The sequence below is a fragment of the Streptomyces alboflavus genome (genome assembly GCF_000716675.1).
Lineage (GTDB): Bacteria > Actinomycetota > Actinomycetes > Streptomycetales > Streptomycetaceae > Streptomyces > Streptomyces alboflavus.
This window is the reverse complement of record NZ_JNXT01000001.1, coordinates 15,413-38,918: the sequence shown is the minus strand read 5'-3', so window position 1 is coordinate 38,918 and position 23,506 is coordinate 15,413. Positions and strand designations below refer to the sequence as shown.

At 73.3% G+C, this 23,506-nt stretch carries 20 protein-coding genes; 6 read left to right on the top strand and 14 right to left on the bottom strand.

Annotation, left to right across the window (positions count from 1 at the left end; genetic code table 11):
- Positions 1-73: 73 nt before the first annotated feature.
- Positions 74-544, bottom strand: a complete 471-nt coding sequence (locus tag OO63_RS00185) for a YidB family protein (RefSeq protein WP_487046637.1) — start codon at positions 542-544, stop codon at positions 74-76.
- Positions 545-711: 167 nt separating this feature from the next.
- Here OO63_RS00185 and OO63_RS00180 point away from each other — a divergent pair, with 167 nt between their 5' ends.
- The 4 genes from OO63_RS00180 to OO63_RS00165 all read left to right on the top strand — a co-directional run bounded on the left by OO63_RS00180 (position 712) and on the right by OO63_RS00165 (position 3,343).
- Positions 712-1,404 (top strand): hypothetical protein, encoded by a 693-nt coding sequence (locus OO63_RS00180; RefSeq protein WP_030356063.1) that lies wholly within the window; start codon positions 712-714, stop codon positions 1,402-1,404.
- A 68-nt stretch (positions 1,405-1,472) separates the two neighbouring features.
- Positions 1,473-2,066 carry a DUF6529 family protein gene (locus OO63_RS00175; RefSeq protein WP_030356062.1) on the top strand — a complete coding sequence of 198 codons (594 nt, stop codon included), beginning with the start codon at positions 1,473-1,475 and terminating at the stop codon, positions 2,064-2,066.
- Positions 2,063-2,530, top strand: a complete 468-nt coding sequence (locus OO63_RS00170; RefSeq protein ID WP_030356061.1) for a Rieske (2Fe-2S) protein — start codon at positions 2,063-2,065, stop codon at positions 2,528-2,530. The genes OO63_RS00175 and OO63_RS00170 overlap by 4 nt, the downstream gene beginning before the upstream one ends.
- A 21-nt stretch (positions 2,531-2,551) precedes the next feature.
- Entirely contained in the window at positions 2,552-3,343 is a 792-nt protein-coding gene (locus OO63_RS00165; protein ID WP_078618708.1) for a nucleotidyltransferase domain-containing protein, read from the top strand.
- On the opposite strand, the gene OO63_RS00160 is transcribed toward OO63_RS00165, so the two are convergent.
- The 10 genes from OO63_RS00160 to pyrG all read right to left on the bottom strand — a co-directional run bounded on the left by OO63_RS00160 (position 3,269) and on the right by pyrG (position 15,141).
- Positions 3,269-4,018, bottom strand: a complete 750-nt coding sequence (locus OO63_RS00160) for a nucleotidyltransferase domain-containing protein (RefSeq protein ID WP_030356059.1) — start codon at positions 4,016-4,018, stop codon at positions 3,269-3,271. The genes OO63_RS00165 and OO63_RS00160 overlap by 75 nt on opposite strands.
- Positions 4,019-4,141: 123 nt before the next feature.
- Positions 4,142-5,314, bottom strand: a complete 1,173-nt coding sequence (locus OO63_RS00155) for a pseudouridine synthase (protein ID WP_033263656.1) — start codon at positions 5,312-5,314, stop codon at positions 4,142-4,144.
- A 12-nt stretch (positions 5,315-5,326) separates the two neighbouring features.
- Entirely contained in the window at positions 5,327-5,947 is a 621-nt protein-coding gene (scpB, locus tag OO63_RS00150) for an SMC-Scp complex subunit ScpB (protein WP_030356057.1), read from the bottom strand.
- 59 nt (positions 5,948-6,006) lie between these two features.
- Positions 6,007-7,029, bottom strand: coding sequence for a segregation and condensation protein A (locus OO63_RS00145; protein WP_106983259.1), 1,023 nt, complete (start codon positions 7,027-7,029; stop codon positions 6,007-6,009).
- A gap of 50 nt (positions 7,030-7,079) precedes the next feature.
- The gene (locus OO63_RS00140; protein ID WP_078618706.1) at positions 7,080-7,697 is read right to left on the bottom strand and encodes a hypothetical protein; all 618 of its coding nucleotides are present in this window, start codon (positions 7,695-7,697) and stop codon (positions 7,080-7,082) included.
- Positions 7,682-8,815, bottom strand: coding sequence for a ParA family protein (locus OO63_RS00135; protein WP_078618704.1), 1,134 nt, complete (start codon positions 8,813-8,815; stop codon positions 7,682-7,684). Before OO63_RS00135 ends, OO63_RS00140 begins: the two co-directional genes overlap by 16 nt.
- Positions 8,816-9,202: 387 nt before the next feature.
- Positions 9,203-10,327: an alanine dehydrogenase gene (gene ald, locus OO63_RS00130; protein ID WP_030356054.1), complete on the bottom strand. Its 1,125-nt coding sequence runs from the start codon at positions 10,325-10,327 to the stop codon at positions 9,203-9,205.
- A 132-nt stretch (positions 10,328-10,459) separates the two neighbouring features.
- Complete coding sequence (locus OO63_RS00125; protein ID WP_030356053.1) at positions 10,460-12,589, bottom strand: tetratricopeptide repeat protein; 2,130 nt, start codon at positions 12,587-12,589, stop codon at positions 10,460-10,462.
- 187 nt (positions 12,590-12,776) lie between these two features.
- Positions 12,777-13,403 (bottom strand): NUDIX domain-containing protein, encoded by a 627-nt coding sequence (locus tag OO63_RS00120; RefSeq protein ID WP_030356052.1) that lies wholly within the window; start codon positions 13,401-13,403, stop codon positions 12,777-12,779.
- An 82-nt stretch (positions 13,404-13,485) separates the two neighbouring features.
- The gene (pyrG, locus tag OO63_RS00115) at positions 13,486-15,141 is read right to left on the bottom strand and encodes a CTP synthase (protein WP_030356051.1); all 1,656 of its coding nucleotides are present in this window, start codon (positions 15,139-15,141) and stop codon (positions 13,486-13,488) included.
- Positions 15,142-15,616: 475 nt separating this feature from the next.
- Between pyrG and OO63_RS00110 the strand changes: the two genes are divergently transcribed.
- The gene (locus OO63_RS00110) at positions 15,617-17,428 is read left to right on the top strand and encodes a glycoside hydrolase family 15 protein (protein WP_030356050.1); all 1,812 of its coding nucleotides are present in this window, start codon (positions 15,617-15,619) and stop codon (positions 17,426-17,428) included.
- Positions 17,429-17,557: 129 nt separating this feature from the next.
- Positions 17,558-19,192, top strand: a complete 1,635-nt coding sequence (locus tag OO63_RS00105) for a PucR family transcriptional regulator (RefSeq protein WP_030356049.1) — start codon at positions 17,558-17,560, stop codon at positions 19,190-19,192.
- 55 nt (positions 19,193-19,247) lie between these two features.
- Here OO63_RS00105 and OO63_RS00100 read toward each other — a convergent pair whose 3' ends face one another.
- The 3 genes from OO63_RS00100 to recN form a co-directional block, all read right to left on the bottom strand.
- Entirely contained in the window at positions 19,248-20,387 is a 1,140-nt protein-coding gene (locus tag OO63_RS00100; protein WP_030356048.1) for a glycosyltransferase family 4 protein, read from the bottom strand.
- Positions 20,388-20,728: 341 nt separating this feature from the next.
- Positions 20,729-21,535, bottom strand: a complete 807-nt coding sequence (locus OO63_RS00095; RefSeq protein ID WP_051810387.1) for a hypothetical protein — start codon at positions 21,533-21,535, stop codon at positions 20,729-20,731.
- A 209-nt stretch (positions 21,536-21,744) separates the two neighbouring features.
- A complete protein-coding gene (gene recN / locus OO63_RS00090) occupies positions 21,745-23,463 on the bottom strand; it encodes a DNA repair protein RecN (protein ID WP_030356046.1) in 1,719 nt (572 codons plus the stop codon).
- Positions 23,464-23,506 lie beyond the last annotated feature (43 nt).

The following is a 23,506-nucleotide window of genomic DNA, read 5'->3' as shown; positions in this document are numbered from 1 at the left end:
TGCGCGGCGCCCGCCTGCCGAGACGGTCGCCGCGCGCCGCCGGACCGCGGCGGGGCCGCGCCGACGGACCGCGTCAGAGGTTCTGCTGCCGGATGATGTCCTCCAGGGACTCGGACGGCACCTGGCCGTTCGGCGTCAGCTTGTCGACGGCCCCCGGAAGGACCTGGGCGATCTGGTCCGCGGCCTGCTCGGGCGAGACGCCCGCCTGCTCGGCGGCCTGCCGGAGCGCGTCGTCGGGCACCGCCTGGCGCACCTGGTCGCCGGTCACCGGCTGGTTCTCGCCGGGGCCCACCCACGACTGGGTCTGGTCGGTGAGCCCGGCCTTGGTCAGGCCCTCCAGGAGCCCGCCCAGCGGGTTGCTTCCGCCGCCGCCCTTGCTCATCAACGCGCCGAGCAGCGCGCCGAGGATATTGGCGCCGCCTCCGGACGCGGCCCCGCCCTGCTGGCCGCCGCCGAGGAGGCCGCCGAGAAGACCGCCCAGATCGTTACCCGCCATGGTCGTACTGCCTTTCGGTTCGTGGCCGGGCCCCGCCCGCGGGGGCAGGGGCCCCGGACCCTGCCAATGTCACCCGGGGCGACGTCCTCCGCCACTTGGCGCAACCGGCGCGAGCCCCACCCGCACCACGGGCGCACAGCCTCCGTGCGCCTCTGGACGCCGGGGTGCGGGTCGGCTTGCATGGAGGGTCAGGCCACGCGCCTCGGGGGGCACGTATGAAGCGCTCAGGACCCTTGTTCACGCTGCTCGCGGGGCTGGTGCTCGCCCTGTTCATGCTGTCGGTCAACGCGACGTCGGGGACGGGCAGTTCTTCGTACTCGGACACCTCGTCCGACGCCTCCGAGCCCACCGCGTCACCCACCACGAGCGCCCCGGGCGACCGCCCGAGCCCCACCCGCACCACCACCCCCACGCCCTCGGCCACCCCCGCCAAGAGGCCCCCGTCCGACGCCCGGTACGCGGGCCGCACCGACGACGACTCGGCCTCGGTCGCCATCACGCTCCGTGACGGCGAGGCGGTCGCGTACTTCTGCGACGGCCGCGCCACCGAGTCCTGGCTCAAGGGCGACGTCGAGGACGACGGGTCGATGCGTCTGACCGGCAAGCACGGCGCGAAGCTGGACGGCAGGATCGTCGGCGACAAGGTCCGCGGCACCGTCGAGATCCGCAAGCGGACCTGGGCGTTCACCGCCCCGAAGACCGGCAAGCCCGCGGGGGTGTACCGGGCCACGACCGAGGTGCGCGGCGAGAAGCTCGACGGCGGCTGGATCGTCCAGGCCGACGGCAGCCAGGTCGGCATCCTCACCCGCGACGGCGAGCCCGCGCAGGCCCCCCGCCTCGACCCGGACACCGGCGCCGTCGCCCTCGCCGACGGCGGCCGCCTCACCGCACGCCCCGTGGTGCCCTGACCCCGCCCGCACCCTCCGACCGCCGCCCCCCGCGCCCGCACGCGACCCCGCGTCCCCAGGGAGCCCTCATGAGCGTCGACCCGAACGCCCCCACCCAGGGCGGCTTCCCCGTGCCTCCCGGCGCGGGCGGCCCGCCCCGCGCGCACCCCGCCCGCTATCTGGTGCCCGCCCTGGTCGCCGCCGCGGTCGCGGTGGGCCTCGGGGCGTACGGCAAGGTCCACGACCCGGAGGGCACCGCCTTCAACCTGGCGGGGTTCAGCAGCACGGGCGCCGTGAAGTCCTGGCTCGCGACGACGGCCCTCGGCTTCGCGGTGCTCCAGGTCGTGTCGGCCCTGATGGTGTACGGCAAGCTGCCGGGGCCGTCCTGGTCGGCGGGGGTGCACCGGTGGTCGGGCCGGATCGCGTTCCTGGTGGCGGTGCCGGTCGCGGTGCACTGCCTCTACGCCTTCGGCTATCAGACGACGACCCCGCGTGTCCTGTGGCACTCCGCCCTCGGCTGCTTCTTCTTCGGGGCGTTCAGCGCCAAGATGCTGCTGCTCCGCGTCGAGCGCCTGCCCGGCTGGCTGCTCCCGGTGGTGGGCGGGCTGGTCTTCGCGGTGCTCACGGTGGTGTGGTGGACGTCGGCGCTGTGGTTCTTCCGTACGTTCGGGGTGAGCACGTGAGCGGCGAGGGGCGCCCCACCCGGCGCACGGCCCTGGCGGCGGGCGCCCTTGCCGCCGCCGCGGCCACGGGGTGCTCGAAGTACGGCGACGAGGGCGCCGACCCGGAGCCGCCGAGCAGCCCGGCCGCGTCCCGCTCCGGTGGCTCGCCGGGCAAGGACGGCGGGGCGCCGCCCAAGGGGCCCGTGCTCGCGAAGACGTCCGACATACCGGTCGGCGGCGGCAAGGTCTTCAAGGACGAGAAGGTCGTGGTCACCCAGCCCGCCGAGGGCGACTTCAAAGCCTTCTCGGCGGTCTGCACGCACTCGGGGTGCACGGTCCGCGACGTCGACGACGGCACGGTCAACTGTCCCTGCCACGGCAGCCGGTTCCGGGTCGCGGACGGGTCGGTCGCGGGCGGCCCCGCGCCGCGCCCGCTGCCGCCGCGCGGCATCGACGTCACCGGAAATTCCATCAGGCTGACCTGACCGAGACCGTACCCTCCGGGCATGAACCCGGCGCCGCTCCCCCAGGTCTCCAACGTCCCCCAGGACCCCCTCGACCCGCACGACCTGGTGCGCGACCACACGGTGTACGCCTGCGTCATGGGCTCGCGCGCCTTCGGCCTGGCCACGGAAGGCAGCGACACGGACCGGCGCGGGGTGTTCCTCGCGCCGACCCCGCTGTTCTGGCGCTTCGAGAAGCCGCCGACGCACGTGGAAGGACCCGCCGACGAGCAGTTCGGCTGGGAGCTGGAACGGTTCTGCGAGCTGGCCCTGCGTGCCAACCCGAACGTCCTGGAGTGCCTGCACTCCCCGCTCGTCGAGCACGTCACCGACACCGGCCGCGAACTCCTCGCCCTGCGCGCGGCCTTCCTGTCCCGCCAGGCCCACGCGACCTTCGCCCGGTACGCCCTCGGCCAGCGCAAGAAGCTCGACGCCGACGTCCGCACGCACGGCGCCCCGCGCTGGAAGCACGCCATGCACCTGCTGCGCCTCCTGATGAGCTGCCGCGACCTGCTCCTGACGGGTGAGCTGACCATCGACGTCGGCAACCGGCGCGAGCCGCTGCTCGCGGTCAAGCGCGGCGAGGTCGGCTGGCCGGAGGTGGAGGCGTGGATGGCCCGGCTCGCGGCGGAGGCGGACGCGGCGGCGGACCGCACCCCGCTGCCCCCCGAGCCGGACCGGCGGCGCGTCGAGGACTTCCTGTTCCGCGCTCGCCGGGCCTCAGCCCTGGAGGCGGGCCCGTACGACGAGGTCGTGCAGCGCGTCGTACGCGACGGGGGCGTCCGGCAGGTCTGAGGCCTCCTGGGCCTCGTCCAGGGCGGTGTGCAGGCGCTCGACGTCGGCCGCCACGCGCGCGTGGTCGACGTCGGCGCCACCGTGCTCGGCCTCGCGCTTCGCCGCGATCAGCTCGGGCAGATAGCCGGGGGCGCCCGCCTCGTCGAGCAGCGTGGGCAGGTGGGCCTGGACCTCGCCGGTGCGCATCAGGTGGATGCCGGTGAGCAGCACCCGGAACGTGTACAGGAGCGGCTTCAGCTCGCCGGTCCTGCCGAACAGCTTCCACTGGGTGGCCGCGAAGCCCCGGTAGTGGTGCGCGTGGTGGGAGGTGAGCACGCCGGGCGCGAGCGCCGCCAGCTCCTCGTGCAGCGCGCCCGTATGCACCACGAGCGGCGAGAGCAGCTGCTCGAGGACGTAGCCGTTGCGCCGCAGCAGCAGTCGTACGAACTTCCTGAGGTCGTGCGTGACGAGGTCCGTCTCGACGCCGTCGCGCACCTCCATCCGCGACCGCGTCTCCTCCGGCTCCCGCAGCCCCACCAGGTCCCGCACCGGCAGCAGATGGACACCGCGCAGGTCCACGTCGGAGTCCTGGGACGGGAACCCGTACAGATGCGCCCCCGAGACCGTGGCGAAGACCAGCGGATCGGGCTGTTCCGCGACGACGGAGCCCAGGTCGGCCGCGCTGATTTCGATCATCCGCACAGCATCCCAGACGGCCGGACGCGGCAGCCGGGCGCCCACCCGGGAACGACGGCGGCCGCCCGCACCCGATCCGGGGGCGAGCGGCCGACGACGTACGCACAAAGACCTGAGGCAGGTCTACAGGTCGACTTCCTTCATCAGCATGCCGACCTCGGTGTTGGACAGGCGGCGCAGCCAGCCCGACTTCTGGTCGCCGAGGGTGATCGGGCCGAAGGCGACGCGCACCAGCTTGTCGACGGGGAACCCGGCCTCGGCGAGCATGCGGCGCACGATGTGCTTGCGGCCCTCGTGCAGGGTCACCTCGACCAGGTAGTTCTTGCCGGTCTGCTCGACGACGCGGAAGTGGTCCGCGCGGGCGTAGCCGTCCTCCAGCTGGATGCCGTCCTTGAGCTGCTTGCCCAGGTCGCGCGGGATGGGGCCGACGATGTGCGCGAGGTAGACCTTCTTCACGCCGTACTTCGGGTGGGTCAGGCGGTGCGCCAGCTCACCGTGGTTGGTGAGCAGGATGACGCCCTCGGTCTCGGTGTCGAGCCGGCCGACGTGGAACAGCCGCGTCTCGCGGTTGTTCGTGTAGTCGCCGAGGCACTGGCGTCCTTCGTTGTCCTCCATGGTGGAGACGACACCGGCGGGCTTGTTCAGGGCGAAGAACTGGTACGACTGCGTGGCCACGGTGAGGCCGTCGACCTTGATCTCGTCCTTGTCCGGGTCGACGCGCAGGCCCTGCTCCATGACGATCTCGCCGTTGACCTCGACGCGGGCCTCGTCGACCAGCTCCTCGCAGGCGCGCCGCGAGCCGTAGCCCGCGCGGGCGAGGATCTTCTGCAGCCGCTCGCCCTCCTGCTCGGCGCCCGGGAAGGTCTTGGGCGTGCTCACCTTGGGCTTGCCCGCGTACCGCTCGCGGTTGCGCTCCTCGGCCCGGGTCTCGTACTCGCGCGAGTACGCCGGGGCCGGACGGCCGCGACCGCCGCCGCGCTGGTCCTGGCCTCGCTTGGGGCCGCCCTTGGCACCGCCGCGCGCCGAGGCGCCGCGACCCGACTTCGGGCCGTCCTGGGTGCCGCCGGGGCCCACGTCGTAGCGCCGCTCCTCGGGGCGGGGCTTGCTGGGGCGGCCCGAGCCCTGCCGGTCGTCGCGACCGCCACCGGCACCCCGGAAGTCGCCGCGGCCGCCGCCACCGCTGTTCCCGCGACCGCCACCGCCGGGGCGACCGCCGCTGTTGCCGCGGCCGCCGCTGTTGCCACCACGGCTCCCGCCGTTGTTTCCGCTGCTGTTCCTGCCGCTGCTGCTTCGCATCAAATGTCCGTCTTAGTCGTCTGCGTCCTCGTAACCCGGCGCATCGGGTGCGTCCGGGTCGAACGACGGGACCCCTTCCTGGGTGTCCGCCTCGATCGCGTCCGCCTCGGGGAGGAAGGGCGCGAGCTCGGGGAGCTCGTCCAGGCCGCGCAGGCCCATCCGCTCCAGGAAGTAGTTCGTCGTCCTGTACAGGATCGCACCTGTTTCGGGTTCCGCGCCCGCCTCCTCCACCAGACCCCGCTGGAGGAGGGTCCGCATGACCCCGTCACAGTTGACTCCGCGCACCGCGGAGACCCGCGAGCGGCTGACCGGCTGGCGGTAGGCGACGACGGCGAGGGTCTCCAGGGCCGCCTGGGTGAGCCGGGCGTGCTGCCCGTCCAGGACGAAGCCCTCGACGGCGGGGGCGTACGCGGGCCGGGTGTAGAAGCGCCAGCCGCCCGCCACGAGCCGCAGCTCGAAGCCGCGGCCCTGCACGGTGTACTCGTCGGCCAGCTCCCGCAGCGCGTCGGCGACGGCCCGCCGGGGGCGCTCCAGGACCTTGGCCAGGTGCTCCTCGGTCGCGGGCTCGTCCACGACCATCAGGACGGCCTCAAGGGCGGGCTTGAGGTCGAGCTCGGCGACGGCGGCCCGCAGGTCTCCCGCGGGGCTCTCGGCGCTCCCAGCGCTCCCAGCGCTCCCCTGCTGCACTGCGCTCACGGCTTCCTCTCCTCGTCCGGCTCGGGGACCCGGTCGAACTCGTCGGTCACGGTCGGCTCCGCCGCGCCGTCCCCGCCGGTCCAGCGCACCGTCAGCTCGCCGAGGGCGTCCTCCTGCTCCAGGGCGACGGCCTTCTCGCGGTACAGCTCCAGGAGGGCGAGGAAGCGGGCGACGACGGTGAGGGTGTCGTCGGGGCCCAGCTCCTCGATCAGGGCGCGGAAGCTCGCCTCGCCCCGCTCCTTGAGCCGCGCCACGACCACGGCGGCCTGCTCGCGCACGCTCACCAGCGGGGCGTGGATGTGGTCGATGTAGACCTGCGGCTTCGCCTTGGGCTGCATCGCCTTCACGGCGAGCTTGGCGAACCCCTCGGCGCCGATGCTGATGACGACCTCGGGCAGCAGCTCGGCGTGGTGCGGCTCCAGGCCGACGGTGCGCGGATAGCGCCGCGCCTCCTCGTCGAGCCGCCCGCTGAAGATGTCCGCGATTCTCTTGTACGCGCGGTACTGCAGCAGCCGCGCGAACAGCAGGTCCCGCGCCTCAAGCAGGGCCAGGTCGGCCTCGTCCTCGACCTCGGCGGCGGGCAGCAGCCGCGCCGCCTTCAGGTCGAGCAGCGTCGCCGCGACCACCAGGAACTCGGTCGTCTGATCGAGGTCCCAGTCCGGCCCCATGCTCCGGATGTGCGCCATGAACTCATCGGTCACCTTGGACAGCGCGACCTCGGTGACATCCATCTTGTGCTTGGAGATGAGCTGGAGCAGCAGATCGAAGGGCCCCTCGAAGTTCGCGAGCCGGACCTTGAACCGCCCGTCGTCAGGCTCGTCGGGCTCAGCGGGCTCTTCCTCGACGGCCGGAGCCTCCGCCGTGGCGACGGCGTCGGACTGTTCCGGCACCCCACCCGGGGGCTCCGGGGGCAGACCGCCGGTCTCGGGAAGGGGCGGGCTCGGGGAAGAAACCGCCCCACCACGCCCCAGCACCCGCCGCGGACGACGGGACTCAGCGGGTACGGCGTCGGTCGGCATTCACGGTCCAAGGGAACGGCAACGGCAGGGCATTACGCGGAAAGGTACCGCTACCGCCCACGCAGCCGTCGTACGAGAATGCTCGCGTCCCCCCGCGATTCGAGGTCGGCGAGCACCACGGCCACCGCCTCACGCACGATCCGCCCCCGGTCCACGGCGAGCCCGTGCTCCCCGCGCAGCACGAGCCGCGCGTGCTCGAGGTCCATCAGCTCCTCGGCGGAGACGTACACGGTGATCTTCTCGTCGTGCCGCTCACGCCCGCTGGGCCGCCGGTTGGCGGCCCGGGCCCGGCGCCGCGCCTGCGCGGGCGTGTCGCCGGACGCGTTCGCGGACTTGCCGCCCGCGGCGGCGCTGGCAGAACCTTCCTGCGCCGGGCGCCGCCCGGAGCCCTTCCCGGCGTCCGTGCCGGACGCCGAGCGGCTGCGCGACGGCGCGCCGGACTCCGCGTCCGCCGCGGAGTGTTCGGCGCTGTCGGTGTGGTCGGGGGAGCCCGCGTCCTCCCGCGGAGCGTGGGACTCCTCGGCGGCCGCCTCGTCACTCTCGCCCGCGGGAGCGGGCACCCTCGCCTCGCCGTTCGCCTGGCGCCGCGGGGTGGACGCCTGCAGCGCCATCCCCCCGGTCGTGCGGAACAGTTCGTCGGCCCCCGGCAGACTCACTCGGCGTGACACCGGGCGAGCACCTCCCTGGCGAGCTGGCGATAGGCGGCCGCGCCGACCGAGTTCGAGGCGTACGTCGTGATCGGCTCACCGGCGACCGTGGTCTCCGGGAAGCGCACGGTCCGTCCGATCACCGTGTGGTAAACGTGATCGTCGAAGGCCTCGACCACGCGCGCGAGGACCTCGCGGCTGTGCACCGTGCGCGAGTCGTACATCGTCGCGAGGATGCCGTCGAGCTCCAGGTCGGGGTTGAGCCGCTCCTGGACCTTCTCGATGGTCTCGGTGAGCAGGGCCACACCGCGCAGCGCGAAGAACTCGCACTCCAGCGGCACGATCACCTTGTGCGCGGCGGTGAGCGCGTTGACGGTGAGCAGGCCGAGCGAGGGCTGACAGTCGATCACGATGTAGTCGTAGTCGGCCATCAGCGGCTTGAGCGCGCGCTGCAGCGTGGACTCGCGCGCGACCTCGCTGACCAACTGCACCTCGGCGGCGGAGAGGTCGATGTTGCTGGGCAGCAGGTCCATGTTGGGAACCGCCGTCTTCAGCAGGACCTCGTCCGCCGACATGCCCCGCTCCATGAGCAGGTTGTAGACGGTGAGGTCGAGCTCCATCGGGTTCACACCGAGACCGACCGAGAGCGCGCCCTGCGGATCGAAGTCGACGAGCAGCACCCGGCGCCCGTACTCCGCGAGCGCGGCACCCAGGTTGATGGTCGACGTGGTCTTGCCGACGCCGCCCTTCTGGTTGCACATCGCGATGATCTTCGCGGGGCCGTGGTCGGTCAACGGCCCCGGGATCGGGAAGTACGGCAGCGGCCGTCCCGTGGGGCCGATGCGCTCGCGGCGCTGACGGGCAGCGTCGGGCGCGAGCGTGGCCGCGTACTCGGGATCGGGCTCGTACTCCGCGTCGGGGTCGTAGAAGTGACCCTGGGGCAGTTCCTCGTAGTCGGCGAGGGGGGTGGGGGTGGTGTTCTCGCCACTCCGGTCGCCGGCCATGGCGTTCACGTGATGGCCATCCATGCTCTGGGGTGCTGACTGTGTCGGCTGCGGACTCTGGCGGGCTTCGAAGGTGCGGACAGCGACGGAGCCGACAGCCTGAAGCCCGACGGGGCCTTGGCCTCGTCCAGTCATTCCTGGTTGACCACCCCCGGGAGCAAATGTCGACTCATTCACAAGTCGTCTTACCTCCTTGGTGACCAGGAAATTTCTAGATAGGTCAGCGTGGCACCATGCCGACGGTTGGCGACTCTATGGCGTGTCACCACTCCGCAGCAACACAATCCGCCGGACCCGGCCCGATGTGTCGGCAATGGAACATCCGGATGTCAAGGGCGCACTGCATGACATCGCCGCGTTTGCGTGGTGGACGAATCGCCCAAATGTTTACGTACAAGGCGAGTTGAGCGAGTGTACGCCCAACCGCCCGCGGCCGGACCCCTCACAAGGTCCGGTCGCGGGCGTGAGATTGACGACTTCCGTTGACCCGAGCCGACGGAAAAGCCGTGGTCGGCGTGGCGGTCAGCCGAGCAGCGACTCGATCTCGAGGTGCTCGAGACCGTGCGCCTCGGCGACCTCCTTGTAAACGACCTTGCCGTCATGGGTGTTGAGACCCAGGGCGAGCGCGGGGTCGCGGCGCAGGGCCTCGACCCAGCCGCGGTTCGCCAGCTCGACGATGTACGGCATCGTCGCGTTGGTCAGGGCGTACGTGGAGGTGTTGGGCACCGCGCCGGGCATGTTGGCGACGCAGTAGAAGACCGAGTTGTGGACCGGGAAGGTCGGCTCGGCGTGCGTGGTGGGACGCGAGTCCTCGAAGCAGCCGCCCTGGTCGATCGCGATGTCGACAAGGACACTTCCGGGCTTCATGCGGGACACCAGCTCGTTGGTGACGAGCTTGGGGGCCTTGGCGCCCGGGATGAGCACCGCGCCGATGACGAGGTCGGCGTCCAGGCAGGCCTTCTCCAGCTCGAAGGCGTTGGAGACGACGGTCTGGATCTTCGTGCCGAAGATCTTGTCGGCTTCCTTGAGCTTGTTGATGTCGCGGTCGAGCAGGGTCACGTGGAAGCCCATGCCGATGGCGATCTGCGCGGCGTTCCAGCCGGAGACGCCGCCGCCGATGACGACGGCCTTGCCCGCGGCCACACCGGGGACGCCGCCGGGCAGCACGCCGCGGCCGCCGTTGGCGCGCATCAGGTGGTAGGCGCCGACCTGCGGGGCCAGGCGGCCCGCGACCTCGGACATCGGGGCGAGCAGCGGCAGGGCGCGGCTGGGCAGCTCCACCGTCTCGTAGGCGATGGCGGTGGTGCCGGACTCCAGGAGGGCGTCCGTGCACTCCTTGGAGGCGGCCAGGTGCAGGTAGGTGAAGAGCGTCTGGTCCTTGCGGAGGCGGTGGTACTCCTCGGCGATCGGCTCCTTGACCTTCAGGAGCAGGTCGGCGGTGGCCCACACCTCGTCGGCGGTCTCCAGGATCTCGGCGCCGGCGGCGATGTACTCGCCGTCCGTGATCGAGGAGCCGACACCGGCGTTGCGCTCGATGACGACCTGGTGGCCGTGGCGCACCAGCTCGTGCACGCCGGCGGGGGTGATGGCCACCCGGAACTCGTTGTTCTTGACCTCGCGGGGGATGCCGACCTTCACGTCGATCACGGTCCTTGGCTCTGGGGGGTTCGGACAATGGAGTACAAACCGGTACGCAAACGAGCGCATCGGAAGACACCACGAAGCACGCGGCGGAGCCAGTCTAATGAAGGATTTCCCGCTGTCCAGCCTTTCAAAGCTTCAATCTTTGCCGGATGTACTACGGATTTCGTAGGCTGAGGCCGCTGGTCCATCTTCGTTGTGATGTTCTTCCCGATGCTGCGGCGCAGGCCCTGCGACCTCGGGAAACTCCCCTCCCAGCATGCGCTCGGCGGCCGCGCGGTGCAGCCCGGCGGCGGTCGGGTCCCCGAGCCGCTCCAGGGTGTCCGCGAGCCGCACCTGCAGTGCCGCCTGGAGGCGTACGTCCGCCGCCTCGCGCGCCCATTCGGCCGCTTCCTGGCAGGTGCGCAGGGACTCCTCGGGCCGCCCCGCGTACTCCTGGACGCGCGCCATCTCGCTCAGCGCCCGGGCCCGGCCCGCCACGTCGCCGGTCTTGCGCAGGCCCGCGACGGCCGAGCGCCAGTTGCGCAGGGCCTCGCCGTAGCGGCCCGCGTAGGTGTGGGTGGTGGCGATGCGGCCGTGCAGGCGGGCGGCGTCGGCGCGCTCGTCGCGGGCCAGGCGCTGGGCGAGGGCCCTGCCGTACCAGTCGGCGGCGCGCGCCCAGTCCCCCAGCTCCTGGTAGGCGCCGCCTACGGATTCCATCGCGCGGCCGGTCGCGTACGGGTCCCCGGCGGCCCGGCCGCGGTCGAGTGCGGCGCGGTAGCGGGCCAGGGCCTCGTGCGTCCGCCCCGTCTGCGCGTCCAGGTCGGCGAGGTTCAGGAGCGCGGCGGCCTGCTCCCGCGGCAGGTCCCTGCGCTCGGCGACGTCGAGGACGAGCTGGTGGATCGCGTACAGCTCGGGCGCCGCGTCCCGCGTGCCCCGGTGCGCGACCAGGGCGCGGGCGAGGGCGGCCATCAGACGGCGGGCGAGGGTGTCGAGATCGCCGTCCGCGACCGCGAGCCGGGCCGCGGCGAGCAGCGCGGGCTGGCGGATCCGCAGCCACTCGGCGGCGGCGCGCGGGGTCGGGAAACGCAGCGCCCGGGGCAGTCCGGCGAGTCTCTTGCGCGCCGTCGAGCCGTCGGGCTCGGTGACCGCCCGGCAGGACTGGAGCAGCCGCACGGTCCGCTCCAGCATCCGGGCCCGCGCCAACTGCACCTCCCCCGGCCGGTCCTGAGCCTCCGTCAACTCCCGCAGGAGCGGCACCAGACACCCCGGTACCTCGTACTGCGGAAGCGGCGACGCCACCGCCCGCAGCAGGCCGAGCGCGACGAAGTCGTCGAGCGTGGCGCAGGCCGCGGACACCGAACAGCCCGCGAGCGCCGACGCGGTGTGCGGGTCGACGTACCCGGCGGGGGCGAGGGAGAGCAGACGCAGTATCCGGGCGGCGGGCGCGGGCAGGGCGGCATAGGTGTGCTGGAAGACCCGGGCGAGGCCGGAGTCCGCGGCGCCCTCCTCCGGGCAGTCCCTGACCTGCTTGGCGAGGTCGGCGACGGCGGCCTTGGGGCGGGCGGCGAGCCAGCCGCCCGCGATGACGAGCGCGGCCGGATTCCCGCCGCACGCCTCGACCAGGCTCTCCGCGGAGCGCGGGTCGACGGTGATGCGCACCGAACCCGCGCTGCGGGCGAGCAGGTCGAGGGCGGCCTTGGTGTCCAGGCCGCCCAGGGTGCAGGGGCGGACGTCGGGGATGCCGGTGAGCGGGCCCGCGGACACGGCGACGACCAGGCATTCGGGGGTGTCCGGGAGCAGCGGGTCGACCTGCGCGCCGCCCTCGCCGTCGGTGACGTCGTCGAGGAGGAGCAGGGCGCGGCGGCCGTCGAGGGCGGCGCGCAGGGATCCGGCCAGGTCGTCCTCGTCGGCCCCCGCGGGCGCGGGCGCGCCGAGCGCGTCGAGCAGTTCGCGGGCGGTGCGCTCGGTGGGGACGGCGGCGCCGTCGGGGTCGGTGAGGCGGGCGCGCAGGACGCCGTCGGGGTAGGCGTCGGCGAGCTGCCGGGCGAGCTCCTCGGCGAGGGCGGTGCGGCCGGAGCCGGGGCGGCCCGCGACGAGCAGGACGCGGGCGCGGGGCGCCTTGCGGCCGGAGAGGGTGTCGAGTCCCGCGCGGTCGATGTCGGCGCGGAGTTCCTTCAACTCCCGGTGGCGGCCGACGAATCGGCTGCCGTCCGCGGTGGCGACCGCGCCGCCTGGCGTCGGTGCGCCACTCGCCGAACCGTCCGTGTCGACCGCCTGATCCGTCACGGGTAACGCTCCCGTCCGCCTGCGCACGAACCCGCCGGGACTCCGGTCGGGACGCTTTCAGAGCCTAGTTCAGGCCCTGCCGCGTTCCGGGCCGCACGGGGCCCACAAGTCGCCCGATCGGATCAGGAGATCGTCAGACCGCGCGCCGCCGGACGGGCGACCCGGGGCCGCGGGGGGCGTTCGCCGCTCAGGCCTCGAACGGTCGTGCGGGCCACGGCGCGTCGGCCGGGCGCAGGGAGTCCACGCCGTCGCCCTGGAGGACCGCGGTGAGCGACAGGGCACCCACGACGAGGCAGTTGTTGTGCAGCTCACCGGCGAGCACACCGCGCACCAGGTCCGCGAGGGGCACCCGGGCCAGCTCCATGTCGGACTCCTCCTCGGAGACCTCGAAGCGCTCGCCCTCGGCCTCGGAGAGGTCACGGGCGAGGAACACGCGCACGGCCTCGTCGCAGCCGCCGGGCGTGGTGTAGACGTCGGTGAGCACCCGCCAGTCCTCGGCCTTGACGTGTGCCTCCTCGTACAGCTCGCGCTGCGCGGCGTGCAGCGGGTTCTCGCCGGGGACGTCGAGCAGCCCCGCGGGGATCTCCCAGAGCTTGTGGCGCACCGGGTGGCGGTACTGACGGAGCACCAGGACGCGGTTCTCGTCGTCGAGGGCGAGCACGGCCACCGAGCCGGGGTGGACCTGGTAGTCGCGGCGGACGACCGTGCCGTCCGGCATGACGACGTCGTCGGTGCGCACCGAGGTCTTGTTGCCGACGAACGGGGTCTGGCTCGCCGTGACCTGCCACTCCTCGGCGGTGTCCTTGATCGTCATGTCGCGCTGTCCTCCCACGTGCAAAAACAGAAACCGGGGTGCGCGCCCGCAAGGCGCGTACCCCGGCAACCGTATCCCGCCGCTACTTGCCCGCGGCCTGCTGGCGCTGGACGGCGGCCTTCACCAGGCCCGCGAAGAGCGGGTGCGGCCGGGTCGGGCGCGACCGCAGCTCCGGGTGGGCCTGGGTCGCGACCAGGTAGGGGTGGACCTCGCGCGGGTACTCGACGTACTCGACGAGCTTGCCGTCGGGCGAGGTGCCGGAGAAGAGGATGCCGGCCTGCTTCTCCAGATCCGCGCGGTAGGCGTTGTTCACCTCGTAGCGGTGGCGGTGGCGCTCCTCGACGTACTCCTTGCCGTCGTACACCTCGCGCACGATGGAGCCCTCGGCGAGCTTGGCCGGGTACATGCCGAGCCGCATGGTGCCGCCCATGTCGCCCTCGCCCGCGACGATGTCGAGCTGCTCGGCCATGGTGGAGATGACCGGGTGGGAGGTGGCGGAGTCGAACTCGGTGGAGTTGGCGTCGGGGATGTCCGCGAGGTTGCGGGCCGCCTCGATCACGATGCACTGCAGGCCGAGGCAGAGGCCGAGCAGCGGGATCTTGTTCTCGCGGGCGAACTGGATCGCGCCGACCTTGCCGGACACGCCGCGGTCGCCGAAGCCGCCGGGGATGCAGATCGCGTCGACGTCGCCGAGCTGCTTGGCGGCGCCCGCCGGGGTCTTGCAGTCGTCGGAGGTGACCCACTTGATCTTGACGCGGGCCTTGTTGGCGAAGCCGCCGGCGCGCAGCGCCTCGGTCACCGAGAGGTAGGCGTCGGGCAGGTCGATGTACTTGCCGACCAGCGCGATGGCGACCTCGTGGTCGGGGTTGTGGACCCGGTCGAGCAGGTCCTCCCACTGGGTCCAGTTCACATCGCGGAAGGGCAGGTCCAGCTTGCGGACGACGTAGGCGTCCAGGCCCTCGGTGTGCAGGACCTTCGGGATGTCATAGATGGACTTGGCGTCGATGGCGGCGACGACCGCGGCCTCGTCGACGTCGCACATCAGCGAGATCTTGCGCTTGATGGCGGTCGGGACCTCGCGGTCGGCGCGCAGCACGATCGCGTCGGGCTGGATGCCGATGTTGCGCAGGGCGGCGACGGAGTGCTGGGTCGGCTTGGTCTTCAGCTCGCCGGAGGGGCCGATGTACGGGAGCAGCGAGATGTGTACGACGAAGACGTTGTCGCGGCCGACCTCGTGGCGGACCTGGCGGACGGTCTCCAGGAACGGCAGCGACTCGATGTCGCCGACGGTGCCGCCGACCTCGGTGATCACGACGTCCACCTCGTCCGTCGCCATGCGGCGGATGCGGTGCTTGATCTCGTTGGTGATGTGCGGGATGACCTGCACGGTGTCGCCCAGGTACTCACCGCGGCGCTCCTTGGCGATCACCTGGGAGTAGACCTGGCCGGTGGTGACGTTGGCCGAGCCGTCGAGGTCGACGTCGAGGAAGCGCTCGTAGTGGCCGATGTCCAGGTCGGTCTCGGCGCCGTCGTTGGTGACGAACACCTCGCCGTGCTGGAAGGGGTTCATCGTGCCGGGGTCGACGTTCAGGTACGGGTCGAGCTTCTGCATCGTGACGCGCAGGCCCCGGGCCTTCAGGAGCGCACCCAGGCTGGAGGCAGTCAGACCCTTGCCGAGGGAGGAGGCGACACCCCCGGTGACGAAGATGTGCTTGGTCGTCGTGGATGTGGGCTGCATGGCCAAAGGGGGGCTCCCGTGCGTCGCGGTCTGGAGGTGCGTACCGGCGTCCGCTCCTTTGGTCGGAGGGAGGTGCCGTCGCTGCGGTTCGGGGGTTCTAGGACCACCGGCTCACGGGCTACCAGGGTATCAGCGACAGACGGGGGCTGCTTCCGGCCACGTCTTGACACGCGCTTTCACATCGCGTACATGATCTTCACTGCTCGAACACGCGGCGGGTGCCGGACGGGCACGGCTTTCACCCGGAACACGTTCGGCGTAGTCACGTTGGCGGGACGAGCGGGCAGATATCCGGGGCGTCGATGTATGTTGCTCGGACACTCGCTGCCGAGCCGTGCGCACGGGCTGAACCATCCCCCGTCGGCACTTCTGGACATCACTGGAAACCTTCGGGCCCGGCAGTTCGTTTTACAGCGAACCCTTGACCGTAGAACGAGCGCCCCGTGAGCGGGCGAACGTGGCCGTTTGAATGGGGATGCACGTGGCCGGGCGCATCGAGGATTACGCACTGATCGGGGACATGCAGACCGCCGCGCTGGTCTGCCGGGACGGCACGGTCGACTGGCTGTGTCTGCCCCGCTTCGACTCCCACGCCGTCTTCGCCGGCCTCCTCGGCACGGAGGAGCACGGCTTCTGGCGGCTGGGCCCCGCCCACGGTCCGGGCACACCGCCCGCGCCGTCGACCCGGCGGACGTACCGCGGCGACTCCCTGATCCTGGAGTCCGAGTGGGACACCCCGCGCGGCACGGTCCGGGTCACGGACTTCATGCCGCCGCGCGACTCCGACGCCCCGCAGCTGGTGCGGATCGTGGAGGGCGTCAGCGGCCGGGTGCCGATGCGCTCCGCCCTGCGGATGCGTTTCAGCTACGGCCGCGTGGTGCCGTGGGTGCACAAGGTCGACGGGCGCACGGTGGCCGTCGCCGGACCCGACTCGGTGTGGCTCGACACCACCGCCGAGACCTTCGGCAAGGACCTCACGACGTACTCGGACTTCACCGTCGCCCCCGGCGACCGGATCGCCTTCACCATCTCCTGGCAGCCCTCGCACAAGGAGCAGCCCGCCCACCCGGAGCCGGAGGCGGCGCTCACGGCGACGGAGGAGTTCTGGCGCGACTGGGTCGCCCAGTGCACGTACCACGGGCCCTACCGCGAGGCCGTGGTCCGCTCCCTGATCACCCTCAAGGCCCTGACGTACGCCCCCACGGGCGGCATCGTCGCCGCGCCCACCACCTCCCTGCCGGAGGACATCGGCGGCTCCCGCAACTGGGACTACCGCTTCACCTGGCTGCGCGACGCCGCCATCACCCTCTCCTCCCTCCTGCGCACCGGCTATCGCGAGGAGGCCCGCGCCTGGCGCGAGTGGCTGCTCCGCGCGGTCGCGGGCGACCCCGAGAACCTCCAGATCATGTACGGCATCGCGGGCGAGCGCGAGCTCGGCGAGGCGGAACTGGACTGGCTTCCGGGGTACGAGAACTCGGCGCCCGTCCGCGCGGGCAACGGCGCCGCCCACCAACTCCAGCTCGATGTCTACGGAGAGGTCACCGAGGCCCTGCACCTGGCCCACATGACCGGCCTCGCCCGCAACGACTACGCCTCGCTGCTCCAGCTCAAGCTGATCCGCTATCTGGAGACGCACTGGGACCAGCCCGACGAGGGCATCTGGGAGGTGCGCGGACCGCGCCGCCACTTCGTGCACTCCAAGGTGATGGCCTGGGTCGCCGTCGACCGCACCATCAAGCTCATCGAGTCCGGCGACGCCGACGGCCCGCTCGAGCGCTGGCGCGACATGCGCGACGACATCCACCGGGACGTCTGCGAGCGGGGCTACGACAAGGAGCGCAACACCTTCACGCAGTCGTACGGCTCCAAGGAGCTGGACGCCTCGCTGCTCCTGATCCCGCAGGTGGGCTTCCTGCCGCCGGACGACAAGCGCGTCATCGGCACCATCGAGGCCATCCAGCGCGAGCTGTCCACGCCGGACGGCTTCATCCTGCGCTATCCGACCTCCGGCGACGACGCGGGCGTGGACGGTCTGGAGGGCGACGAGGGCGCGTTCCTCGCCTGCTCGTTCTGGATGGCCGACGACCTCGCGATGATCGGCCGCGTCGACGAGGCCCGCAAGCTCTTCGAGCGCCTGCTCGACCTGCGCAACGACCTCGGCCTGCTCGCCGAGGAGTGGGACCCGCGCCTGCAGCGCCAGGTCGGCAACTTCCCGCAGGCGTTCAGCCATGTGCCGCTCATCGACACGGCACTGCGGCTGACGGCTTCGGGGGCGTACGGGGGCTAGGGCCTGTCCGACGGGCCGGTACGAGGGCGGCGCCGGTCCTGCGGGGCGGCGCCGCCGAGTCCCGGCGGCCAGGACACCCGCCCGGCACACCCCGGCCCGCTCCCGCCCTGGTCAGGTAGCGTCCGCCTCATGGACAGTCAGGACACTCAGGGCGGCATCACCGTACAGCGGGCACTGGAACTCCCCGGTCTGCGCGGCGGCCTCCCGGAGATCGTCGCGGGCGCCGACCGGCTCGGCCGCACGGTGCGCTGGGTGCACGCGGGCGAGGTCCCGAACATCGCCTCGCTCCTCAAGGGCGGCGAACTCCTCCTGACCACCGGGCTCGGCCTCGGCTCCCGCCCGGCCGACCAGCGCGCCTTCGTCCGCGACCTCGCCGAACGCGGCATCGCCGCCCTGGTCGTCGAGCTCGGCCCGCGCTTCACGCGCCTGCCCGCCGCGCTCGTCGACACGGCCCGCGCGGCCGGCCTCCCCCTGGTCCAGCTGCACCGCGAGGTGCCCTTCGTGACGGTCACCGAAGAGGTGCACACGGAGATCGTCAACGGCCACTACGCGCTCCTGCGCCGCGCCGAGGAGGTGCACCGCCGCTGCACCGGGGCCCTGCTCTCCGGCGGCGGCATCCCCCAAGTGCTCTCCGTCCTCGCCGAGTTCAGCGGCAACCCGGTGTTCCTGGAGACCGCCGAAGGACAGCTCCTGTACGCCGCCGGGGCAGGCAGCGCGTGCGCCGACCCGCTCCAGGTCTGGGAGGGGCTTCGGGGCCGCCCCGAGGACCGGGCCGAGCCCCCCGCGGGCGCCGTCCTCGTGGACGTACCCGGCGGCGGCCCCGGCGCCGGATCGGTGCGGGCCCGCCTGGTCCTGCTCGCCGTGGAGTCCACGCTGCTCCCCGTCCACCGGATCGCCGCCGAGCGCGCCGCGGGCAGCCTCGCGGTGGTCCTGATGCAGGCGCGGCAGGAGGAGGAACTGGCCGCCCGCGGCCGCGGCGACTTCCTCACCGACCTCGCCGAGGGCCGCATCACCCCCGAGGACGCGCCCGCCCAGGCCCGCGTCCTCGGCTTCAAGCCGGGGTCGAGCCCGCTGCTCCCCGTGGTCATGCGGATCCCCGACGGCCTGCCGACCGGCGGCGGTTGGGCGGTCCTCGCCCGCGCGGTCGCGGAGGAGCTGGCGTCGGTGGGCGTGCCGGTGCTGCTCGGCGTACGCCCCGTGGAAGGCAGGGTTCCGCTCCTGCTCGGGCTGCGCGCGGAGCCCGAGCGGACGACGGTCGCGGACCGGGTCGCGGCGGCGCTGCGGGCCGGGGTCGAGCGGGCGGGCATGCGGCGGGCCGGGGCGCAGCCGCCGCTCGTGGTGGTCGGCGTGGCGGGCGGCTGGGCGGCGGCCGCTTCGGGGCTGCGGCACGCGGCGGAGACGGCGACGGCGGCGCAGGGGCTGCCGGACAGGCCCTGGTACGACGCGCGGCGCCTGGACATCGACCTGCTCCTGTGGCGCCTGCACCAGCACGACGGGACCGCGCTCGCCGCGTTCGTGGACCGCGCGATCGGCCCCCTGCGCGACCACGACCAGCGCTCCAAGCCGCCCCTGCTCCCCACCCTCCAGACCTATCTGGCGCACGCGGGCCGCAAGGCGGAGACAGCCCGCGAACTGCACCTCAACCGCCAGACCCTCTACAACCGCCTCGCCCGCATCGGCGAACTCCTCGGCACGGACCTGGACGACCCCCAGACGGTCCTCGCCCTCAGCCTGGCGCTGCGGGCCCGCAGACACGTGCCGTGACGCGACCGGCCAGTACGTACCGACGCCACCGCTCAGTACGAACTGACGCGACCGATCAGTACGAACTGATCGGCTGGGTCAACTCGTCGTAGACACTCAATACTTGAGTGACCGTTTCGTCCTCCGTGGGCCAGGTGGCGGCTTGGGCGGTGCCCAGGTCCTTCAGCTCCCGGCGGCGCGCGTCGTCGGCCAGAAGCCGGGTGACGGCGTCGGAGAGGGCCCGGGCGTCCCCGTACGGGACGAGTTCGGCGGCGTCGCCGACGAGTTCGGGGATGCCGCCGACGGCGGTGGCGACGAGCGGCACGCGCGCGTGCAGGGCCTCCTGGGCGAGCAGGGAGCGGGACTCCCACTCGCTGGGCAGCACCACGAGGTCGGCGGCGGCGAGGAGTTCCGGTACGTCATCGCGGCGCCCGATGAGCCGCGCGGGCAGGCCTTCGGCGTCGATGCGGTCCTGGAGGGCGGCGCGCGCGGATCCCTCGCCCGCGACGACGAGCAGCGGCAGCGGGGCGAGCCCGGCCCAGGCGCGTGCGGCGTCAAGGAGGACGTCGTAGCCGCGGTGGGCCTCCAGGGAGCCGACGGCGAGGAGCAGGGGGCGGTCGACGGCGCCGAGTTCGGCACGGATCTTGTGGCGGGGCCCGGTGGGTTCGTCGTCCGTGCGCTCGGCGCGGCGGGGGGTGGGCAGGGCGACGGGCGCGAGGCGGGCGTCCCGTGCGCCCCGGCCGCGGGCCCGGACGACGAGGTCGGACGAGGTGCCGAGGACGACGGCGGCGGCCCGGGCGACGCGCCGCTCGAGGACGCGCAGGACGTGGGCGCGCGCGCCCGAGGCCTGGGCGCGGGTGTGCCAGGTGACGACGAGCGGGATGCGGCGGCCGGTGAGGGCGATGGCGGCGCGCAGGGCGGCGTGCAGTCCGTGCGCGTGCACCAGGTCGGCGTCGGCGCAGGCGCTCCGCAGGGCGGCGACGGACGCGGGGTCGCTGCGGCGCGGCACGGGGACGTGGCGGGCGCCGGTGCCCGCGAAGTCGTACGCCTCGTCGGCCTCGGTGGGGGCGCACACGGTGACGCGCACGCCGCGCGCCGCGAGCCCTGTCGCCAGGGACCTGACGTGCGCGCTGCTTCCCGCGCTGCCGCCGCCGAGGACCTGCACGGTGTGCAGCGGCGGCTGGCCTTGCGGTGCGGGGGTGCTCACGTGGCTCACGTGGCCGGGGCTCCTGGGTCGGGTCGGCGGCTGGGCGGCGCGCCGAGGGATGGGCGGGCGCCGGCGCTACGGGCGGTCGGTGGCCCGCCCACGGACAGCGCCAAGAATGCCAGTACGTACGGTCGTTCCGGCACTGCTGAAAGGTCCCTTCCGCGTCGGGCCGGACAACTTCACACACTGGATCACCCACTCGGGTGAGCACGGGCGCGGGGCCCGGGGCGAGGTCCGCGACCGATCGCCCCTCGGGCCGACGGCCCGTCGACCCCCGCATCTTCGCAAGCCCGACGCCACGACGGAAAGCCTTTGCCGAAGTTGGACTCGGCAGAGGGGGTGGGTCCGGCTCACCGGGCGGCCCGCACCTCCTCGTCCCCCTCCCCCTTGGGCGCGAGCCCGGTCCGAGCCAGCCTGCTCACCGTGTCCCCGCACACCGCCGCGGCGACCAGCCCCGCGGCGTGAGCGGCGAGGCCGACGCGATGGTTGCCCGCGACGATGGCGGCGCCCAGGGCCGCGCCGAGGGCGTGCGCCCCCGTGTCGCCGATCATCGTGCGCTGCGCGATGTCGTCGGGCAGGACGGCGGCGGCCGCGCCCATCGACGCGGCGGCGAGCGTGGCGCCCGGGCCCGCGCGCAGCAGGCCGGGCGCGCCGAGGGCGAGCACCGCGGCGGCGGCGCGGCCGGGCCGTACGTCCACGAGGTTCACGAAGTGAGCGGTACCGGCGATGACGACACCCGCGAGCACCTTGTCGACGGGACGTTGCTTGAGCAGGGCGCCGGCGGCGAGTGCGGCGGCCGAGACGCCGAACAACTTCACGGCCCCGCTGGTCACTTCGCCCGCGCGCAACGCCGTCAGGTGCGCCCGGAACCCGCGCCGGGGGTCCTCCGCGCCCACCACGTCGTCGTACGCCCCACAAGCCCCCGCCGCCAGCACGGCGAGGCCCGCTGCCGCGCGCGACCGGGGGGCGAGCACCGCCGCCCCGAGCACGGCTCCGGCGGCGGCCGCGGGACCCGCGTGCAACGCGACGGTCCGCCCGGCGAAGTTCGTCCGCTGCCAGCGGGCGGGGTCGCCGGGCGACCGGGTGCGCAGCGCGGTGAGGGCGGCGCGGGTGGCCGTGGTGGCGAGGAGGAAGGCGGTGCGGCGGTGGCTCCCCAACCCCGCCCCTTCCCGAAACCGGGGGCTGCGCCCCCGGACCCCCGCTTTGTCGGCGCTTCGCGCCTCGTCCTCAAACGCCGGACGGGCTAGAACCTTGCCGCAGCGGCGAGATATATAGCCCCTCCGGCGATTGAGGAGCGGGGTCTGGGGCGGAGCCCCAGTTTCGGTGAAGGGGCGGGACCGGGGCGCACCGCGAGGCCCCCCACCCCTCACCCGTCCCCCCGAGCCGCAGCCAACAATTCCTCCGCGTGCGCCCGAGCCGTCTCGGAGTCCTCCTGCCCGGCCAGCATCCGGGACAGCTCCCGTACCCGGTCCTCCCCTTCGAGGACCTGCACCCCGGACCGCGTCACGGACCCGTCGTTCGTCTTCTCGACCAGAAGCTGCCGATCGGCGAACGCCGCCACCTGCGGAAGGTGGGTGACGACGACGACCTGCGCGGACTTGGCGAGCCGGGCCAGCCGCCGCCCGATCTCGACGGCGGCCTTCCCCCCGACCCCCGCGTCGACCTCGTCGAAGAGATACGTGGGCACGGGATCCGTACCGGCGAAGACGACTTCGACGGCGAGCATGACGCGGGACAGCTCACCGCCGGAGGCGCCCTTGGCGATGGGCCGTGGCGGCGCGCCGGGGTGCGGGGCGAGCAGCAGCTCGACCTCGTCGACGCCGGCGGGCCCGTAGGCGACGGTACGGCCGTCGATCTCGACCCCGTCGGGGTCATCGGTCTGGCGGACGTCGATGGTGACGCGCGCGTGGGGCATGGCGAGCGAGGCCAGCTCCTCGGTGACGGCGGCGGCGAACCGCGACGCGGCCTCGACGCGGGCCTCGGTGAGGGCCCGGGCGAGCCCGGACAGCTCGGCGCTCAGCGCGTCCCGCTCGGCGGTGAGCCCGGCGAGCCGGTCGTCGTCGCCCTCCAGCTCGACGAGCCGCGCGGAGCCGTCCTCGGCCCAGGCGAGCACGGCCCCGACGTCCTCGCCGTACTTACGGGTGAGCTGGGTCAGGGCGGCCCGCCGCTCCTCTACGGCGGCGAGCCGCAGCGGATCGGCGTCGAGGTCGTCGGCGTACCCGGCGAGTTCGCCCGCGACGTCCGACAGGAGGATGCCGATCTCGCCGATGCGCCCGGCGAGGACGGCGAGGGCGGGGTCGTGGGAGCGGACGGCTTCGAGGGCGCGGTGGGCGCCGGCGACGAGGGTGGTGGCGTCCACGCCCTCGGGGTCCTCGGGGTTCCCGGCGAGGGCGGCGTGGGCGAGCGTCGCGGCGGAGGCGAGCGCTTCGGCGTGCCCCAGGCGCTCGGCCTCGGCGGCGAGTTCGGTGTCCTCGCCCGCGCGGGGTTCGACGGCGGCGATCTCCTCCAGGCCGAAGCGGAGCATGTCGGCTTCCTGGGCGCGCTCGCGGGCGCGGGTGGTGATCTCGTCGAGTTCGGTGGCGACGGCCCGCAGTCTGCGGTACGCGGCAGCGTACTTGTCGAGGGGCACGGCGACGGCCTCGCCCGCGTACCGGTCGAGCGCGCCGCGCTGCCGGGCGGGCTTGAGCAGGCCCTGCTGGTCGCTCTGCCCGTGCACGGCGATGAGGTCGTCGGCCAGTTCGGACAGCACGCCGACCGGCACCGAGCGCCCGCCGAGGTGGGCGCGGGAGCGGCCCTCGGCGGAGATCGTCCGGCTGACGAGCAGCGCCCCGTCGTCGAGTTCGGCCCCGGCCTCCTCGGCGCGCACGGCCGCGGCGGCGTCCGAGGGCACGGTGATGCGCCCCTCCACGACCGCCGACTTGGCTCCGATCCGCACCAGGGCGGGGTCGGCGCGCCCGCCGAGCAGCAGGCCGAGGCTCGTGACGACCATCGTCTTGCCCGCTCCGGTCTCACCGGTCACGGCGGTGAAGCCGGGCGACAGCTCGACCACCGCGTCGTCGATGACTCCGAGCGACCGTATCCGCATCTCCTCCAACACGCACACGACCTTACGAGGTCAGGGGTCCGCC